Origin of the sequence: Actinoplanes philippinensis (assembly GCF_900113015.1) — a bacterium.
Taxonomy (GTDB): Bacteria; Actinomycetota; Actinomycetes; order Mycobacteriales; family Micromonosporaceae; genus Actinoplanes; species Actinoplanes philippinensis.
Genome location: NZ_FONV01000011.1, coordinates 225,377 through 242,336, shown reverse-complemented (window position 1 = coordinate 242,336; position 16,960 = coordinate 225,377). Strand labels below are relative to the sequence as shown.

19 protein-coding genes are annotated in these 16,960 nt (G+C 71.0%); 12 read left to right on the top strand and 7 right to left on the bottom strand.

Features of this window, described 5'->3' with window-relative positions:
* The first annotated feature begins 43 nt into the window (after positions 1-43).
* Both BM290_RS29315 and rsrA read left to right on the top strand, forming a co-directional pair.
* Positions 44-847 carry a sigma-70 family RNA polymerase sigma factor gene (locus BM290_RS29315; protein WP_093619140.1) on the top strand — a complete coding sequence of 268 codons (804 nt, stop codon included), beginning with the start codon at positions 44-46 and terminating at the stop codon, positions 845-847.
* 4 nt (positions 848-851) lie between these two features.
* Entirely contained in the window at positions 852-1,136 is a 285-nt protein-coding gene (gene rsrA / locus BM290_RS29310) for a mycothiol system anti-sigma-R factor (RefSeq protein WP_093619139.1), read from the top strand.
* Positions 1,137-1,174: 38 nt separating this feature from the next.
* On the opposite strand, the gene BM290_RS51110 is transcribed toward rsrA, so the two are convergent.
* On the bottom strand, positions 1,175-1,249 hold the full coding sequence (locus tag BM290_RS51110; RefSeq protein WP_369700219.1) for a 50S ribosomal protein bL37: 75 nt from the start codon (positions 1,247-1,249) through the stop codon (positions 1,175-1,177).
* Between the two features lie 125 nt (positions 1,250-1,374).
* Between BM290_RS51110 and BM290_RS29305 the strand changes: the two genes are divergently transcribed.
* Complete coding sequence (locus tag BM290_RS29305; RefSeq protein WP_177319965.1) at positions 1,375-1,596, top strand: biotin/lipoyl-binding carrier protein; 222 nt, start codon at positions 1,375-1,377, stop codon at positions 1,594-1,596.
* On the opposite strand, the gene BM290_RS29300 is transcribed toward BM290_RS29305, so the two are convergent.
* Positions 1,593-3,134 carry a tetratricopeptide repeat protein gene (locus BM290_RS29300; protein WP_093619138.1) on the bottom strand — a complete coding sequence of 514 codons (1,542 nt, stop codon included), beginning with the start codon at positions 3,132-3,134 and terminating at the stop codon, positions 1,593-1,595. The genes BM290_RS29305 and BM290_RS29300 overlap by 4 nt on opposite strands.
* Before the next feature lie 162 nt (positions 3,135-3,296).
* Here BM290_RS29300 and BM290_RS29295 point away from each other — a divergent pair, with 162 nt between their 5' ends.
* A complete protein-coding gene (locus tag BM290_RS29295; RefSeq protein ID WP_093619137.1) occupies positions 3,297-4,331 on the top strand; it encodes an SIS domain-containing protein in 1,035 nt (344 codons plus the stop codon).
* Between the two features lie 26 nt (positions 4,332-4,357).
* Positions 4,358-5,902, top strand: a complete 1,545-nt coding sequence (locus tag BM290_RS29290; RefSeq protein ID WP_093619136.1) for a sensor histidine kinase — start codon at positions 4,358-4,360, stop codon at positions 5,900-5,902.
* A gap of 61 nt (positions 5,903-5,963) precedes the next feature.
* On the opposite strand, the gene BM290_RS29285 is transcribed toward BM290_RS29290, so the two are convergent.
* Positions 5,964-7,457: a glycosyltransferase family 39 protein gene (locus BM290_RS29285; RefSeq protein ID WP_093619135.1), complete on the bottom strand. Its 1,494-nt coding sequence runs from the start codon at positions 7,455-7,457 to the stop codon at positions 5,964-5,966.
* Between the two features lie 387 nt (positions 7,458-7,844).
* Between BM290_RS29285 and BM290_RS29280 the strand changes: the two genes are divergently transcribed.
* The 4 genes from BM290_RS29280 to BM290_RS29270 are packed head-to-tail and all read left to right on the top strand — an operon-like array spanning position 7,845 to position 11,168.
* A complete protein-coding gene (locus BM290_RS29280) occupies positions 7,845-9,539 on the top strand; it encodes a nitrite/sulfite reductase (protein ID WP_093619134.1) in 1,695 nt (564 codons plus the stop codon).
* Positions 9,536-9,697, top strand: a complete 162-nt coding sequence (locus BM290_RS48655) for a hypothetical protein (RefSeq protein WP_177319947.1) — start codon at positions 9,536-9,538, stop codon at positions 9,695-9,697. Before BM290_RS29280 ends, BM290_RS48655 begins: the two co-directional genes overlap by 4 nt.
* Positions 9,694-10,461, top strand: a complete 768-nt coding sequence (locus BM290_RS29275) for a phosphoadenylyl-sulfate reductase (protein ID WP_093619133.1) — start codon at positions 9,694-9,696, stop codon at positions 10,459-10,461. Before BM290_RS48655 ends, BM290_RS29275 begins: the two co-directional genes overlap by 4 nt.
* On the top strand, positions 10,443-11,168 hold the full coding sequence (locus BM290_RS29270; RefSeq protein WP_093619132.1) for a sirohydrochlorin chelatase: 726 nt from the start codon (positions 10,443-10,445) through the stop codon (positions 11,166-11,168). The genes BM290_RS29275 and BM290_RS29270 overlap by 19 nt, the downstream gene beginning before the upstream one ends.
* A gap of 414 nt (positions 11,169-11,582) precedes the next feature.
* Here the strand turns inward: BM290_RS29270 and BM290_RS29265 are convergent, their stop codons facing one another.
* Together BM290_RS29265 and BM290_RS29260 are read right to left on the bottom strand one after the other, a co-directional pair.
* Positions 11,583-11,837 (bottom strand): WhiB family transcriptional regulator, encoded by a 255-nt coding sequence (locus tag BM290_RS29265; RefSeq protein WP_093619131.1) that lies wholly within the window; start codon positions 11,835-11,837, stop codon positions 11,583-11,585.
* 411 nt (positions 11,838-12,248) lie between these two features.
* Entirely contained in the window at positions 12,249-13,199 is a 951-nt protein-coding gene (locus BM290_RS29260; protein WP_093619130.1) for a diacylglycerol/lipid kinase family protein, read from the bottom strand.
* A gap of 51 nt (positions 13,200-13,250) precedes the next feature.
* Here BM290_RS29260 and BM290_RS29255 point away from each other — a divergent pair, with 51 nt between their 5' ends.
* Positions 13,251-13,622 carry a hypothetical protein gene (locus tag BM290_RS29255; protein ID WP_093619129.1) on the top strand — a complete coding sequence of 124 codons (372 nt, stop codon included), beginning with the start codon at positions 13,251-13,253 and terminating at the stop codon, positions 13,620-13,622.
* A gap of 38 nt (positions 13,623-13,660) precedes the next feature.
* Complete coding sequence (locus BM290_RS29250; protein ID WP_093619128.1) at positions 13,661-14,353, top strand: FadR/GntR family transcriptional regulator; 693 nt, start codon at positions 13,661-13,663, stop codon at positions 14,351-14,353.
* A 1,240-nt stretch (positions 14,354-15,593) separates the two neighbouring features.
* Here the strand turns inward: BM290_RS29250 and BM290_RS29245 are convergent.
* Complete coding sequence (locus BM290_RS29245) at positions 15,594-15,995, bottom strand: ATP-binding protein (RefSeq protein WP_093619127.1); 402 nt, start codon at positions 15,993-15,995, stop codon at positions 15,594-15,596.
* A gap of 100 nt (positions 15,996-16,095) precedes the next feature.
* The gene (gene sodN, locus BM290_RS29240) at positions 16,096-16,500 is read right to left on the bottom strand and encodes a superoxide dismutase, Ni (protein ID WP_093619126.1); all 405 of its coding nucleotides are present in this window, start codon (positions 16,498-16,500) and stop codon (positions 16,096-16,098) included.
* 85 nt (positions 16,501-16,585) lie between these two features.
* On the opposite strand from sodN, the gene BM290_RS29235 reads away from it, so the two are divergent.
* Positions 16,586-16,894, top strand: coding sequence for a S24 family peptidase (locus BM290_RS29235; protein WP_275413305.1), 309 nt, complete (start codon positions 16,586-16,588; stop codon positions 16,892-16,894).
* The last annotated feature ends 66 nt before the right edge of the window (positions 16,895-16,960 follow it).

The window sequence follows — 16,960 nt, the reverse complement described above, 5'->3', positions numbered from 1 at the left end:
GGCGTTATCCAGCTGGACAGACGTCAGCGGAAGGGGTTTGCCAGTGGGTGCCGGTGTCGGAAGCGTCGAGCGCGACGGCCGGGAGGCGGACCGGGTGCGGGACCTTCTGGGTTCCCCCGAGTGGCCCGCGGTGGAGACGCCGCCGGCGGTCAGGTCGGTGAGCGTGAGCACACCGGCGGTTTTCGAGAGCGTTACAGGGGCACTACCCGTATCCTCGGCGGGGCGGTCGAGGGGAGAGTCCAGGGTGGCCCAGAAGGAACGGACCGAGGAACGCCGTGCGCGCTTCGAGCGTGAGGCGTTGCCCTTCGTCGACCAGTTGTATGCGGCGGGGCTGCGGATGACCCGCAACCCGGCCGACGCCGAGGATCTGGTGCAGGAGACGTTCCTCAAGGCGTTCTCCGCGTTCCACCAGTTCGAGCAGGGTACGAATCTGAAGGCCTGGCTCTACCGGATCCTGACGAACACGTACATCAACTCGTACCGGCGCAAGCAGCGGCAGCCGGTGCAGGCGCCGACCGAGGAGATCACCGACTGGCAGCTCGCGTCGAGCGAGTCGCACACGTCGCAGGGTCTGCGGTCGGCCGAGACCGAGGCGCTGGACCGTCTGCCGGACAGCGACATCAAGGAAGCGCTCCAGTCCCTGCCGGAGGACTTCCGGCTCGCCGTCTACCTCGCCGATGTCGAGGGTTTCTCGTACAAGGAGATCGCCGACATCATGGGCACGCCCATCGGCACGGTCATGTCCCGGCTGCACCGCGGCCGGCGCAACCTGCGCAAGCTGCTCGAGCAGTATGCGGTGGACCGGGGCATCACCCGGACCGCGACCTCCGAGCCGCAGGGGGCGTGACGACATGGGCCAGCAGGAGAACGAGCACGACACCGACTGCAGCATCGTCCTCAGCGAGGTGTATCTGTACCTCGATCTGGAGTGCTCCGAGGAGCGGCGGCTGCTGATCCAGAAGCATCTGGACGAGTGCTCCGGGTGCCTCCGTGAGTTCGGCATCGAGCACGAGGTGAAGGCGCTGGTCGGCCGCTGCTGCGGTGACGAGCGGGCGCCGATGGAGCTGCGCGAGCGGCTGCGCAGCAAGCTGGGCCAGCTGGAGGTCCAGACCGAGACCCGCGAATATCTACCCTGAGTAGCCAAAAGGCCCGGCATCCGCCGGGCCTTTTTTGTTCAGCTGTTGGGGCGCTTGCCGTGGTTGGCGCCGCTCTTCTTACGGGCCTTCTTCTTACGGGCCTTCTTCGCCATGCCGGCTCTCCTGTCCGTGGTGCTTGAACTCGCTGCCGATCGTAATGGGCGCGTCGGGCCGGGCAGGACTCACCCGCACCGGAACCGTGGTTTGATGGCGTCACCGGTTGACGATGAGGGAGGCAGTGACCATGGCGGACGAGATCCGTGCCGAGATGGTGGCCAATGTGTGGAAGGTCGTGACGGCGCCCGGCGCCACCGTCGCCGAGGGGGACACGCTCGTCATCCTCGAGTCGATGAAGATGGAGATCCCGGTGATCGCCGAGACCGACGGCACGGTCTCCGAGCTCGCTGTCAACGAGGGCGACGTGGTGCAGGAGGGCGACCTGATCGCCGTGATCTCCTAGTCACGGCGCCAGCGCAGCAGTGACCGTCCCCGGCCGCGCTGGCGGGGGACGGCCGGCACCCGGAGCGTGGCCGCGGCCAGCTCCCGGGTGGGCCGGTCCAGCCCCGGCGCGGTCAGCGCCAGCTCGGCCACCGCGCGGGCGGACGGGCCGGAGGCGGTCTCGGTGAGCCGCCCGGTCACCACCGCGGCGATGTCGGCACGCGCCTCCGGATCCACCCAGGCGTAGGCGACCAGAGCGAACAGCGCCGCCTGGGTCACCCGGTCCACGTCGCCGTCGAGCAGCCCCAGCAGCAGGCGCCGGCGACTCGACTCCGGCCACGGCTCCTCGGTCCCGTGATGCAGCAGGCCGAGGCACGCCCACACCTCGAGCCCGTTCTGCTGGTCCGGCCGGGCCGTCTCCGGGTGGGCGAGCAGGGCCAGCAGCTCCCACGGCTCGACCAGCACCAGGCCGAGTGCCCGGTCGTAGGCGCCGGGCGGGTGCGGCCACGTCTGGCCGGCGACCCGCTGCAGGCGGCGCAGCGCGTCCGCGGACGGCTCCGCGTTGACCGGGGCACGGCCCGCGGGCAGCGGTGATCCGGCGGGCAGCCCGCCCAGCCACGGGGTGGTCCGGCAGCACTCCTCGAGGTCGGTGTGCTCGTGCGCGTCGTCCGGGTGGTCGCGGATGAAGTCGGCCAGGTCGACCAGGTGCGCGACGTCGCCGTCGGCCCGGTACCGCAGCCGGTGGGCGGTGTGCACCACGCAGTCGAAGGCCGGGTCGCGTTCCAGCGCCAGCTCGGTCCAGCGCAGCGCCTCGTCCAGCCGGCCCAGGTCGGCCAGGGTGGCCGCCACGTCGGCGTAGACCGAGAGGTCGTCGGGGTCGTAGGCGACCGCCCGGCGGAGTGCGGCGAGCGCCTCCGGCATCCGGCCGGCGCTGCGCAACGCGTACCCCAGCCAGATCTCGCCCAGCTTGGACGGCTGCGCGCGAGCGCCCCGCCCGGCCCATTCCACCGCCAGCCGCACCTCGCCGAGGCGGCGCGCCAGCGCCGACCCGGCGCCGAGGAGCATGGCGTGCTCACCGTGGGCGGAGACGGCGTTCCGGACCACCGCGAGATACGGCCGGAGCGGTCCCACGGTCTCGGTGGGCGCCGGATCGCCGACGGCGGTGCAGAGGCGCATCACGGTACGCGCGAGCTGTCCGGGATCGATGCGGGCGCCGAGCCCCGGCTCGGCGACCCACGGCACGCCGGCCCAGTCGAGCGCCGGGTGGTGCCCGCTGGCCGTGGCGAGCAGCGGCAGGCCCTCCTCGGGGCGGCCGGCGGCGGCGAGCAGGTGGGCGCGGGCGGCGAGCCGGCCGGCCGTGGTGTGCGGCTCGACGGGGAAGAGGTCGAGCCCGCCTCCGTGACCCGCGGCCAACCGGCTGAGCAGCTCGTGGATCTCGGGCAGGGTGGGCGTGTGGGCCAGCGCCGCGGCGAGATGCCCGGCGGCGGAACCGGTTTCGCCGGCTTCCAGGGCGGCGCGTGCGCGCGCGAGGTCACGGCGTGCCGATGGGCGGGAATCCACGAGTGAAGACCCTAGGGGAAGAGGGGCCGATTGTCAGTCCTCACGTTTGCGCATTCGTGCACGAAACCTTGACCAAGTAAGCTTGTTCTTGCAAGACTGCGCACAGATTGCGCATTGGGAGCGCGAGAAGGGGAGGATCACGTGACACAGCGAGGCCTGGGGATGTCGGAGGACATCGCCGAACAACCCGCCGGTTTCGCACGGCTGCTCGAGGACGGCCCGTCCACGGCGATCGCCGAGGTCGCCGCCGAGATCGCCCGCCGGGCGCCGCGCAGTGTTCTCTTCGTCGGCCGGGGCACGTCCGACCACGCCGCCCTCTACGCCGCCTACCTGGCCGAGATCCGGCTCGGCCTGCCGGTCGCCAGCGCCTCGCCGAGCGCGATCACGCTCTACGGCGCCCGTCCCGACCTCACCGGCACCCTGGTCGTCGGGGTCAGCCAGAGCGGCGGCTCGCACGACCTCACCGGCGTGCTCAGCGTCGCCCGGGAGACCGGCGCCCTCACCCTGGCGGTCACCAACAACCCCGACTCCCCGCTGGCGCAGGCGGCCGAGTTCTCCATCGACGTGGTGGCCGGGCACGAGCGGGCGGTCGCGGCGACCAAGACGTACACCGCCGAGCTGCTCGCCCTGCTGATGCTGATCGAGGGCATCCGCTCCGGCGACGGCCGGCTGCCCGCCGAGGAGCGCGCCGCGCTGGAGAAGCTGCCGCAGCTCGCCGCCGACGTGCTCGCCGACCGGTCCGCCGCCGAGCTGGCACAGCGCTACCGGTTCGCCGCGAGCCTCGTCGCTACCGGCCGGGGCTACGCCTACCCGACCGCCCGGGAGGCCGCCCTCAAGCTCATGGAGACCTCCTACCTGCCCGCGCTCGCCTTCTCCGGCGCCGACCTGTTGCACGGCCCGCTCGCCATGACCGACCACGACATCCCGGTCCTGGCCGTCGTCGGCGACGGCCCCGGCGGCCGGTCGATGCGCGACGTGGTGGGCCGGCTCGGCGAGCGCCGCGTCGACGTGGTCACCATCGGCGGCTCGGACGTCGACGGCGCCTCCACCCGGCTCGCCGTCCCGTCCGTCGACGAGCGTTATTCGCCGCTGCTCGACATCCTGCCCGTCCAGCAGCTGGCGCTCGCCCTGTCGCTGGCCCGTGGCGAGGACCCGGACGCGCCGCGCGGACTCAAGAAGGTCACCACGACTCTTTAGAAACACGGGCATGGCAGGCTGGGACGGTGTCCACCCTGCGCGATCTCGTCGAAGAACACACCGGCCTCAGCCCCGCCGACATCGACCACCTGCACCGGATCGCCGGTGACTGGCAGCTGCTCTCCGATCTCTCGTTCGCGGATCTGCTGCTCTGGGTGCCGATCAAGGGGGAGCCGCGACGGCCACGGGAGTTCCTCTGCGTCGCGCAGGTCCGGCCCACCACCGCGCCCACGGCGTACCAGGACGACCAGGTCGGCAAGATCGTCGGCGGGCCGGAGGTGGCCCACCTCGACGTCGCCCTCACTCAGGAGCGCATCTGGCGGGAGGGCGACCCGGTCTGGTATGGCGACACCCCCGCCCGCCACGAGGCCATCCCGGTCCGGCTGCGCGACGCCACCGACCTGGAGGAGGCGCTCAGCGAGGTGATCGCGGTGATCGGCCGCGACACCAACCTGAGCACCGCACGCACCCCCAGCCAGCTGGAACTCAACTACCTGACCACGGCCGACGACCTGGCGCAGATGGTCGCCGACGGGACGTTCCCGCCGCCCCGCCTGCCAGGGGAGATCACCTCGGCGCCCCGGGTCGGCGACGGCCTGATCCGGCTGGACGCGTCCGGCAAGGTCACCTACGCCAGCCCCAACGCGCAGTCCGCCTACCGCCGGCTCGGATTCAACGCCCACCTGGTCGGTGAGGAGCTGGCCAAACTGTCCAGCCGTCTCTCCGGCGACCCGCTGGAGGGCAACGACGCCGCCGAGCGGATCCTGGCGTCCCTGCGCGGCGAGTTCCCGGCCCGGATGGAGGTGGAGGCACGTGGCGCCACCGTCCTCACCCGGGCGCTGCCCCTGCTGCCCGCCGGCGTGCCGATCGGCGCGCTCGTCCTGGTCCGGGACGTGACCGAGGTGCGCCGCCGGGAGCGGGCGCTGATGACCAAGGACGCCACCATCCGGGAGATCCACCACCGGGTGAAGAACAACCTGCAGACGGTGGCCGCGCTGCTGCGCCTGCAGGCCCGCCGGGTGGACGCCCCGGAGGCCCGGATGGCCCTGGAGGAGTCGGTCCGGCGGGTCGCGTCGATCGCCCTGGTCCACGAGACGCTGTCGATGTCCAGTGACGAGGCGGTCGAGTTCGACGGCATCGTCGACCGGGTGGCGTCCGCCGCGACCGAGGTGGCCACCACCGGCGCCTCGGTGAAGATCCGCCGGGAGGGCACCTTCGGCGTGCTGCCCGCGGAGATCGCCACCTCACTCGTGATGGTCCTCAACGAGCTGCTGATCAACGCGGTCGAGCACGGCTTCCCAGCTCCCGACGACGACACCGAGCCCGGCTCGGCGGCCGGCGAGGGCGAGGTGGTCGTCTCCGCGCACCGGTTCCGCAAGCAGCTGCACGTCACCGTCGCCGACAACGGGCAGGGGCTGCCGGAGGGCTTCCGCTTCGAGGGCAGCAACCGGCTCGGCCTGCAGATCGTGCGGGCGCTGGCCACCGGCGAGCTGCGCGGCAGCATCGAGCTGCGCAACCGGGCCGGTGGCGGCACCGAGGCGGTCCTGGTCGTGCCCCTCGGCAAGCGTTAGCACCGGTTCGGAGGCCCGGCCACGCCGCGGCCCGGCTCCCCTTCCGGAGCCGGCGCGCCGGTCAGCGGCCGGGCTTGCGCTCCAGCAGCACCAGGGTGCCCTTGGTCTTCTTGAAGATGTCGATCTGGCGGTAGTCCTTCTCCAGCGTGGGACCGATCGGGCCGACGTCGTCCAGCGGCTCGCCCGTCTTCCACTGCCGGAAATACCAGACCCGCTCGGCTCTGCCCAGGCAGGCGGCCGGGTCGGCGCACTCCACCGCAGCCAGCTGACCCAGCTCGGCGGACGGCGTCTGCAGCAGCACGTCGGCCGGGCGGGGCTTGTCGCGCAGCTGGTAATCCATGCCGGCGCGCAGCGACCAGTTGCCCAGCGCGGCGTAGACGATCACGTCGCCGGGCTGCTGGTTCTTCAGGATGACCTTGGACAGGGCGCGGAAGTCGGCGCCCATGTGGGTGGCCGGCCCGCGGAGCGTGAGCTGGTCGGGGATCGCCGTCGCGGCCACCAGCACGAGCACCAGCACGGTACGGAATCGGAGGCCACGCAGCGCGGCGGCGGCGCACAGGGTGATCGCGGGCAGCACGAACAGCACGTACCGCGGCACCCAGACCGAATCGGTGACGAACGAGACGCCGATCAGCGCCACCGGCGGGATCACGGCCAGCACGCCCAGCTCGCGGATCAGCGCCCGGTCCGGCCAGCGGGCGGCCAGCGCCAGCCCGATGATCACCAGGCCGCCGATCGTGGCGCCGAAGATCGCGGCCGGCGCGGCCAGCGCGGTGTCCAGATCCATCTCGGCGATCCAGGCCAGCTGACCGCCGCGCTGGGTGGCCCCCAGGTAGACGAAGGGCAGCACCGGCAGCAGCGCCACGAACGTCACGCCGATCCACCGGAGCAGCGCCCGGTCGCGGCTCAGCCACCAGCGCGACCCCACGATGTAGAGGTGGCCGGCCAGCATCAGCAGCGCGAAGATGTGCGCCAGACCGGTCAGCGCGACGGTCACCCCGTACAGCGCCCAGCGCAGCCGCCCCGGCTTGTCCAGCGCGCGGTAGAGCAGCAGCGTCGCGGTGGTGGCGAAGAGGAAGGCCAGACCGTACGCCCGGGCCTCCTGCGCATACCGGCTCAGCTGCGGGGTCGCCACCAGCAGCAGCGCGGAGAACAGGCCCACGCCCGGGGTGAACAGCCGCCGGCCCAGCTCGCCCGCCACCCCGACGCCGATCGCGACCGCGAGCAGCGACGGCATCCGCATCGAGATCTCCGAGTCGCCGAAGATCGCGGTCCAGTAGTGCAGGAACATGTAGTAGGGCGCGATCACCCCGTCGAAGTGGCTCGCCTGGTCCACGATCTGGGCCGGGGTCCGCTGACTGACCAGCCAGCTCGCGTTCTCGTCCCAGCCCAGTGACGGGTTGCCCAGCCGGAACCGCCCGACGACCAGCATCAGCAGGGCCGGGATCAGGGACGGCGCCAGCGCCCAGAAGGTCGCGCCGGCCGGCGCCCGGCGGCGGGCCGGGCCGGCCAGCGGCGGGGCCGGCGAGTCGTCGTTCAGGGTTTGAACAGCCATCTCCGACTTTCGACGTGCGTCCGGTGAGTGCGAGGAACCTTACCGTTCGATGGTCGATGGAGGAGAACCCGGAGACGTACGGGCGAACGCCGGTGGACGCCGGCGGTGCGGTTGGCCACACTCCCGGAATCTGGACCTCTCTAGCCGACTTTACGTTCCCGTGAGAGTCTTATCGACATGACCGCTGCAGTTGACCGCCGCTTCGTGGCCCGCCGCCACGTGGACTACGGCCGTGTCCGCAGCGCGATGTGTCCGGCTTCCTGACGACGCCCGATTTCCCGTTCGGGTGTGCGACCGCCGGGCCCGACTCCTGACACAGACGTCACGAGCCTCCTCCAAGGGCCGTGAGCGGCACCGCGCGCCCACGAAACCCGGAGGAACGCCGAAATGGCGCCCAGCAACACTCCCGCTGCAAGGCCGGCCGCCCGCCCCCGCAAGGCGCGTGGCGAGGGTCAGTGGGCGCTCGGACACCGCGAGCCGCTCAACCCCAACGAGCGCAGCAAGAAGGACGACAACCCCCTCAACGTGCGTGCGCGGATCGAGAACATCTACGCGCACGGCGGCTTCTCCTCGATCGACCCGGCCGACCTGCGTGGCCGTTTCCGCTGGTGGGGCCTCTACACCCAGCGCCGGGCCGGGATCGACGGCGGCCGTACGGCGGTGCTGGAGCCGGAGGAGCTCGAGGACGAGTACTTCATGCTCCGGGTCCGCTGTGACGGCGGCGCGCTGAACCTGGCACAGCTGCGCGTCATCGCCGGCATCGCCACCGAGTTCGCCCGGGGCAGCGCCGACATCACCGACCGGCAGAACATCCAGCTGCACTGGATCCGGGTCGAGGACGTGCCGGAGATCTGGCGCCGGCTCGAGGCGGTCGGCCTGCAGACCACCGAGGCGTGCGGCGACTGCCCCCGCGTCGTGCTGGGCAGCCCGGTCGCCGGCATCTCGGTCGACGAGGTGATCGACGGGACCCCGGCGATCGACGAGATCGTCAAGCGGTATGTCGGCAACCCCGCCTACTCGAACCTGCCGCGCAAGTTCAAGTCGCAGATCTCCTGGCTCGCCGACGGCCCGTACCAGGTCAACGACATCTCGTTCGTCGGCGTCGTGCACCCCGACCACGGCCCCGGCTTCGACCTGTGGGTCGGCGGCGGCCTCTCCACCAACCCGCGGCTGGCCGAGCGGCTCGGCGTGTGGGTGCCGCTGGCCGAGATCCCGGACGTCTGGGAGGGCGTCGTCGGGATCTTCCGGGACTACGGCTACCGCCGGCTGCGTCACCGCGCCCGCCTCAAGTTCCTGCTCGCCGACTGGGGCGTGGAGAAGTTCCGCGAGGTGCTGGAGAAGGAGTACCTCGGGCGTGCGCTCGTCGACGGTCCGGCGCCGGACCTGCCGGCGAAGCCGATCGACCACATCGGCGTGCACAAGCAGCGTGACGGGCTCAACTACGTGGGCGCGGCGCCGGTCGTCGGGCGGTCCTCGGGCGAGCAGCTGACCAAGCTCGCGGATCTCGTCGAGAAGCACGGGTCGCAGCGGGTCCGGCTCACGGCGTACCAGAAGCTCCTGGTCCTGGATGTCGCCGACGACCAGGTGGAACCGCTCGTCGAAGGCCTCCGCGCGATCGGGCTGGAGGCCCGTCCGTCGGCCTTCCGCCGGGGGACGATGGCCTGCACCGGCATCGAGTACTGCAAGCTCGCGATCGTCGAGACCAAGGCGCGCGGCGAGGAGCTGGTGGCCCGTCTCGAGGACCGGCTCAAGGGCTTCGACGCCGACCTGTCGATCCACATCAACGGCTGCCCCAACGCCTGCGCCCGTACCCAGGTCGCCGACATCGGCCTCAAGGGCCAGCTCGTCCTCAACTCCCACGGTGAGCAGGTCGAGGGCTTCCAGATCCACCTCGGCGGCGCCCTCGGGATGGCCAAGGGCGAGACCGCCGGCTTCGGGCGCAAGGTCCGCGGTCTGAAGACCACGGCCGAGGAGCTTCCGGAGTACGTGGAGCGCGTCGCCCAGAACTACCTCGACGGCCGCGACGGCAGCGAGACCTTCGCCAACTGGGTGCTGCGAGCCGACGAGGAGCTCCTGAAATGAGTGAAACCAGGCAGCCACCCATGTACTGCCCCTACTGCGGTGACGAGGACCTCCGCCCCAACGAGGCCTCGCACGGCGCCTGGGAGTGCCGTTCCTGTGTCCGCGTCTTCTCCGTCAAGTTCATCGGCCTTCTGTCCAAGGGAGTGAGCAGCAAATGAGCAGCCTCCTCAACGCCTCCGGTCTGGGCCTAGTCGACCTGGGCGGGCCCGTCGCCACCGCTGATCCCGAACGTCGTAAACCCGCGGCTCTGAAGGCCCTCGCCGAAGAGGCCGCCGAGCGTCTGGAGGGCGCGCCCGCCGAGGAGATCGCCAAGTGGGCGACCGACACCTTCGGCGAGCGGTTCTGCGTCACCAGCTCGATGGCCGACGCCGTCGTGGCCCATCTCTTCTCCCGGGTGTCGCCCGGCGTCGACGTGGTCTTCCTCGACACCGGGCTGCACTTCCCGGAGACCCTCAAGGTCCGGGACACGGTCGTGCGCACGATGAACGTGAACGTCCGCTCGATCCGGCCCCGCCTCACCGTCGGCCAGCAGGACGGCGAATACGGTCCGCGCCTCTTCGCCCGCAGCCCCGACGAGTGCTGCTTCCTGCGCAAGGTGGAGCCGCTGGAGCGCGCCCTCGGCGAGTACGACGCCTGGGCCACAGGTCTGCGCCGCGACGAGTCGCCGACCCGCGCCAACACGCCGGTCGTCGCCTTCGACGCCAAGAAGGGCAAGGTGAAGGTCAACCCGATCGCTGCGTGGACCTCCGACGATGTGGACGCCTACATCAGCCGGTGGAACGTGCCGGTCAACGAGCTGTTCAAGAAGGGGTACGGGTCGATCGGCTGCTGGCCGTGCACCCGTCGCACCAAGGCCGGCGAGGACCCGCGTGCCGGGCGCTGGGCGATGTTCGAGAAGACCGAATGCGGTCTGCACGTCTGACCGTCGTCCTGGTCGCCCACGGCAGCCGTGATCCCCGGGCCGCCGCGTCGACCTCGTCGCTGGCCCGGGCGGTGGCCCGGGCCCGGCCGGACTGGCAGGTCCGGGCGTCGTATCTGGACCACGCCGGCCCTCGCCCGCTGGACGTGCTGGCGGGCCTGCCCGGCGGCTCCCGCGCGGTGCTGGTGCCGCTGCTGCTGACCGCCGCCTACCACGGGCGCGTCGACCTGCCCGCGGTGATCCGGGACGCCTCGTCGCTGCCGGTCCGGGTGACCGCCACCGACGTCCTGGGGCCCGCGTCGCCCCTGCTGCTCGCCGCGGTCTCCCGCCGGTTGCCCTCGGACGGCGTGGACGCCGTCGTGCTCGCCGCCGCCGGCACCCGGGACGACAGCGCCCGGCAGACCGTCGCCGACGCCGCTGAGGCCCTCGGACGGCGTCTGGGGCTGCCGTCGGCGGCCTCCTATGCCTCCGGGCCGGGCGAGCGGGCCGACGAGGCTGTGCGGCGGCTCACGGCCGCGGGTGCGCGCCGGGTCGGGATGGCCGCCTACTTCCTCGCGCCGGGGCTGCTCTACGACACCTCGGTGCGGGCCGCCCGGGAGGCCGGGGCGGTCGCGGTCGCCGAGCCGCTGGGAAACACCCCCGAGTTGGTACGGCTGATCGCCTCCCGCGTCGAGACGGTCCTGCCCGGCCCGCTCGCCGCCGCAGCCTGATCCCGGCCGGCCTCAGCCCCGTCTCGCCCGTTCCCCGGACGACTCGGGGCGCCCCGGCCGGCTCTGAGCGCTGTCGCGGGGCCGCCGGAGCGCTCGGGGAGCCGGCTCGGTCCGTTGCTGAGAGATGCCTGGCAATATTCGCTTGACTTCGTCGCTCTGGGTGACGATCACTCTGCGCTATGCAATGATCCGGCGCTGAATCGCATCCGGGAACGATCGTCCTATGCGGAGTGTGCGGGACTCGCGACGCAAAGCGTCAGCCGTGGCATTTCGAGATCATTAAGCGTGAGCCATGGAAACGTACCGTGATCGAATTACCGCACAATGGAGCGGCACGCGCTGTGAGGACTCCGAAACAGCAAGACGCCCCGGTGCCGTATGGCCCGGGGCGCGAATGCTGTGTGGGGGATTGATTCAGGCGGTGGGAGCTCCGACCCGCAGGCCGCCACGACGCTTGACCGCGCGCCGCTCGTCTTCGCTCATCCCGCCCCATACGCCGGCGTCCTGTCCAGACTCGAGTGCCCACGAGAGGCATTCCTCGGTCACCGGGCACCGCCGGCACACGGCCTTGGCCTGCTCGACCTGCAGGAGCGCCGGTCCGCTCGTCCCGATCGGGAAGAACAGCTCGGGGTCCTCGTCGCGGCAGATCGCATCGTGACGCCAGTCCATGGCGGCAAACTCCTTGTTTCGGATGGGGTAATGAAAACAGTGCTGTTTACCTATATGCGAGCGCAGTGGTTGGCGACGGCTTGTGCCCGTACGCTCACCGGTGCGTCAGCAAGCTTTTGTTGTCGGCGCCGTTCTGCGCTTCTTGATTAGGAACGCGCACATGTGGCAACCGGTTACTTCTTATCGCTTGTGAATGCTTTCACGAACTCACGCGTTGTCAAGGGTAGCGCTGGAAGTTTCTCCCGGCGGGTGAGCTGGCTCACGCACCCATATGTCCGGTTCAGCCGTTACTGCCAGAGCCGGTTGACGAACGCTCCCATCAATGTAGTACGGTCCCGGCCACTTCGCAGACCTTTTGCCCGTGTTTCTGTAACGGATCGTGAGCACCTGTCCGGAACACGTACCCCGAAGTCAGCAGATCACACGTAGCGCAGAGGGAACGGACACGAAGTGCACCTTCTGCCGCTCACCCAGGTAGTCGCCGTCCAGCTGGAATGCCTGGGGCCGGGCTGCCACCACGGTGAACTCGGTGAGGTCATGCAGACGCAACACCTGTTTACCTCGCGGATCACCGGCCCGCCAGGCGAGTTGTGTCACGGTGCGCGCGCTCCCCGCGATCGTGAGACGTCGCAGGGCCGTCACGTCGAGCCCGAGATCGAACGAGGCGTCCGGATTCAACTGGACGGGACGGCCGCCGACGTACGTCCAGGGCGCGGTGTTCTGCACGATGACCGTGCTCAGGTCAGTGTCCGGAGTCTCACCCGGGCGCTCCAGCGTCAACGGTGGATTCCGCCGGTCCGTGCCGAACAGGAACTGGGCCGCCGTCGACCGCGCGTAGAGCCCCGGCGTCGACGTGCGGCCCCGCAACCGGGCCTGCTCCACCCGGCGGATCGTCGCCGCGTCCCAGCCCAGGCCGGCCGTGAACGTGAAGTAGCGGTCGTCGGCCCGGCCCAGCCCGATCACCCGGTGCCGGCCGTCCCGCAGCCCGTCCAGGATCACCGACGTCCCGTCCGCCCAGTCGCGTGGCATGCCCAGCGCGCGGGCGAACACGTTCGTCGAGCCGCCCGGCACCACCGCCAGCGCCGGCAGACGGTCCGCGATCGGGCCCGGCAGGTCGGCGAGCGCGGCCGGCGCGGTCAGCAGGCCGTTCACCGCCTCGTTCACCGTGCCGTCCCCGCCGAGCGTCACCACCACGTCGACGCCGCTCTCCGCCGCGTCCCGGGCCAGCCTCGACGCGTGACCGCGCCGCTCTGTGTAGCGCACCGACAGCTCCACGGCGCTGCTCAGCGCCCGCACCAGCACATCGCGGCTGCGCTCCGTGGTGGTCGTCGCCCGCGGGTTCACCACCAGCAGCGCACGCATGCGCGGCACTGTACCCGCAGGGACGTCCCAAAGCTGCCGTATGGTGCAGCGGTGACCAGCGTTCCCACCCTCGATTGGGGGGTTCGGCTGCTCTACCTGCAGAGCGCCGGACTCGCCGCGCTCACCGCGTACCTCGTCGTCCTCGATCTGACCAAGGCCGAGGCCATCGCGATCGCCGCCTCGCTCACCGTGATGGCCGCCCTCGCCGCGGTCGCGGTCTTCTTCATCGCGCGCGCTCTCCGGCGCCGCGCCGTCCGGGCTCGCGGCCCGGCCGTCGTGGTGCAGCTTTTCCTGCTGGCCACCGGCGGGTTCCTGGTCCAGTACGGCACCCTCTGGGCCGGTGTCACGCTGCTCGTCCTGGGCGCGGCGACGGCCGCCCTGATCCTCGTCCCGCCGAGTAGCCGAGCGTTGGGCGTCGATTAGCGGGTCTCCGGAAGCGGATCAGGGCCTAACCTGGACGAGTGACCGGCTCAACGGTGCGCCCACCCGCCTACCAGCAGCTAGCGGACGAGTTGCGTGCGGAGATCACATCCGGCCGTCTGCAACCCGGCGAGCGACTCCCGCCGGAGCCCGAACTGTGCGTCAAGATCGGCGTGAGCCGCAGCACGGTCCGGGAGGCGCTGCGCCTGCTCGCCAGCCAGCACCTCATCGTCACCACACGGGGCGTCACCGGCGGCAGCTTCGTCGCCCATCCCGACGCCGAACAACTCGCCGACGGCCTCTCCACCGGCTTCGCCCTGCTCACCCACTCGGCGGCCATCGGCCTCGCCGACCTGCTGGAGCTGCGGCGCGCCCTCGAGATCCCGGCCGCCGGCCTGGCCGCCGTCCGCCGGGAGGAAGCCCACCTCACCGAGCTCCGCGGCACCCTCTTCGACCCCGACATCGACGACTTCGAAACCATGCTGGCCGCCCACTCCGCCTTCCACCGGGCGATGGCCAAGGCCAGCGGCAACCCGCTGTTCGAGCTGGTCGGAGGCCCGATCTACCAGGTCTCCTACGGCGAGGAGGTGATCGGGTCGCTGCCGGAGGGCTACTGGGCCCACATCGACGCCGATCACCGCGCGATGCTCGACTGCCTGACCGCCCGCGACGCCGACGGCGCCTCCCGGGCGGCGGCCACCCACCTCGACTTCATCGCCGCCGCGGTCCGCTGACGGTTGTCCGATTCCGATAACCCTTCGGCGGTACGCCGTCGGCCGTCCCCGACCGCGACCACAACGCCCGTGGCCGTCGGCGCGAGGGGTTGCCCACTCCCGGCCGAAACGCGCCCACCGGGCTGTATGCGCCACTCACCGGCTCCGCGCACCCTCTCTTTCGCAGCGGCTACCCGTTCGGCGGTGACCGCCGGTCTTGCGGTGACCGCCGGTCTTGCGGTGACCGCCGGTCTTGCGGTGACCGCCGGTCTTGCGGTGACCGCCGGTCTTGCGGTGACCACCGGTCTTGCGGCGACCATCCGTTTGGCGGCGACCACCCCCTTCGCGGCGAATGCCCGTTTAGCAGCGACTATCCCTTTCGCGTCAACTACCTCCTTCACAGTAACCGCCCCTTTCGCGGGTCCACCGTGTCGCGGCGACGACCGAAGGAGCGAAGTTGGCCGGCGGCCTCGGCGTGGTTATTGCGGCAGCGGCGGTGGGGCACAGTTCGGCGTGCGGGAGCTGAGCAGTCGCGGCGACTCATATGCGTGGCCGAGGCAGGCGCCGTTCGCCGGCGGACGTTTCAGCAGTATTGGCGTGGCAATTCATGGCCACGGACCAGGCACGGAGTGCCAGGCGAGCAGCTGAGCCGTGAGCATGGTTCGCGCTGATCGCATTCCGCGTAGATCAGGGCACTATCGGCGCGGCCGCATTTCCGCGAGCGGGGCAATTCTCCTGACCCGGGCGTGCGGCGGTGCCGATTCTGACCGACGCCGTGCTGTTCCGATTCGTGGTCTGCCGCTCGTGCGGAGCCACTGCGCCGACCGGATGTTCGGGCCGTCGAGCCAAGAGAGGGGTACCGGCCGGGTTTCGGCCTTGCTGCCAGGAGGTGGGCCGCCACGTCGTGGTGAGGAGACGGAGCGTCGTCGCGAGAAAGGCGGGGATCGCCCTCGGGAGGTCGGGGTCTCGCCGGGTGGAAGGCAGGATTTGTCCGGGAGGACGGGCATCGCCGGGAGAGGCGGCGCGCCGTTGCGTCTGCGAAGGGGCCCACCGGTGAGGCCACGCCGACCCGGAGGCGTTCGCCCGCGCCCGGTCCGACCGGGGCATCGGCGAGCTGGACAACCTGGGACCGGGTGGGGCGGTGACCAACGGCCTCGGCCCGGCGGGCGCGTGGCGGTCGGGAGTGGGCAACCCCTGGCGCCGGCCACCGCGGGCGGTGTGGGTGTGGGTGGGGGCGGCCGACGGCGTACCCCCAAGGGGGTTAGAACTCCGTGCGGCGGGTGAGCAGGCGGATCGTCGCGTGCCGGCCCGTCGCCTCGGCGGCGGCGGAGGTGGTGAGGGCGGTGAGGACCTTCCACGCGAAGGATGACTCGGAGGGCAGGCGTGCGCCGCGGACGGTGGCCACGGTCACCTCGACGGTGAGGGCGTCGTCGGTCACGGCGAAGCGGCACTCGAGCTCCGCGTTGCGGGTGGCGATGGCCAGCAGCATGGCGCAGGCCTCGTCGACGGCGATGCGCAGGTCCTCGATCTCGTCGAGGGCGAAGTGCAGGCGGGCGGCGAGGCCCGCGGTGGCCGTCCGGAGGACGCCCAGATAGCCGCCGTCGGCGGGCACCGTCAGCAATACGACGTCGTCCCCGACATCCGGCTCCGTCAACTGGGTCACCCGTGCCCTCCTCCCGATGGAGAGACTCTAGCGGCTGAACGGCGCGACCGGGCCATCCGGCCGGTCGCGCCGTCGACGGCGAACGCTCGGTAAGGAGCGGTCAGGCCTGCTTGGTCTCCCAGAAGATCTTGGAGATCTCCTCGATCTTGCCGAGCAGCTGGTCGGCGACCGCCGGGTCGACCTGGCCCTTGGCGCCCGCGGCGCCGGCCAGCTTGGTGGCCTCGTTGAAGAGCTGGTGCAGGTGCGGGTACTTCTCGAAGTGCGGGGCCTTGAAGTAGTCGGTCCACAGCACCCAGAGGTGGTGCTTGACCAGCTCGGCCCGCTGCTCCTTGATGAGGATCGCGCGAGTGCGGAACTCGGGGTCCGTGTTCGCCTGGTACTTCTCGGCGATCGCCTTGACGGACTCGGCCTCGATCCGGGCCTGGGCCGGGTCGTAGACGCCGCACGGCAGGTCGCAGTGGGCGCTGACCACGGTGCGCGGGGTGAGGAAACGCGGAAGTCGCATCAGGACTCCTCCATAGAGTTTGCGATGATCCGAGGTTGACACTACCCCTTACGCCCATGCGGTAACGCGACGGAGGCTTGATGCCGTGCGGTGGCAATTACCACTGTTCGCCGTACTCGTCCGGGGTCCTTCGATGGTCCCCACGCTGCGTGCCGGGGACGCTTTGATCGTCCGGCGCGGCGGCCGGGTGCGGCCCGGTGACGTCGTGGTGGCCGAGTTCCGGTCGCGGCCGGGTCTGCTGGTGGTCAAGCGGGCGTCCGCCGAACGTGACGGAGGGTGGTGGCTGCTGGGCGACAACGAATTCGTCGAGGACGATTCACGTGCTCACGGCGTCGCCGATGTCATCGGGCGTGTGATATTTCGCTACTACCCGAGACCGTTCCGGTTACGTTAGTGTCCTCTGATCCCCAGCGCACACCCGCGCTGGAGGTGGTTGTACCGGGTGATCCCCGCATCGCAC

Excerpts from the sequence above, each read along its gene's own strand:
- BM290_RS29260 (WP_093619130.1), bottom strand. The coding sequence starts at position 13,199 with ATGCGTGCGCTGCTGGTGGTGAACCCGCGGGCGACGACCACCACGGAG.
- BM290_RS29270 (WP_093619132.1), top strand. The coding sequence starts at position 10,443 with ATGCGGTCTGCACGTCTGACCGTCGTCCTGGTCGCCCACGGCAGCCGT.
- sodN (WP_093619126.1), bottom strand. The coding sequence starts at position 16,500 with ATGCGACTTCCGCGTTTCCTCACCCCGCGCACCGTGGTCAGCGCCCAC.
- BM290_RS29280 (WP_093619134.1), top strand. The coding sequence starts at position 7,845 with ATGGCGCCCAGCAACACTCCCGCTGCAAGGCCGGCCGCCCGCCCCCGC.
- BM290_RS48655 (WP_177319947.1), top strand. The coding sequence starts at position 9,536 with ATGAGTGAAACCAGGCAGCCACCCATGTACTGCCCCTACTGCGGTGAC.
- rsrA (WP_093619139.1), top strand. The coding sequence starts at position 852 with ATGGGCCAGCAGGAGAACGAGCACGACACCGACTGCAGCATCGTCCTC.
- BM290_RS29285 (WP_093619135.1), bottom strand. The coding sequence starts at position 7,457 with ATGGCTGTTCAAACCCTGAACGACGACTCGCCGGCCCCGCCGCTGGCC.
- BM290_RS29265 (WP_093619131.1), bottom strand. The coding sequence starts at position 11,837 with ATGGACTGGCGTCACGATGCGATCTGCCGCGACGAGGACCCCGAGCTG.
- BM290_RS29295 (WP_093619137.1), top strand. The coding sequence starts at position 3,297 with ATGTCGGAGGACATCGCCGAACAACCCGCCGGTTTCGCACGGCTGCTC.
- BM290_RS29275 (WP_093619133.1), top strand. The coding sequence starts at position 9,694 with ATGAGCAGCCTCCTCAACGCCTCCGGTCTGGGCCTAGTCGACCTGGGC.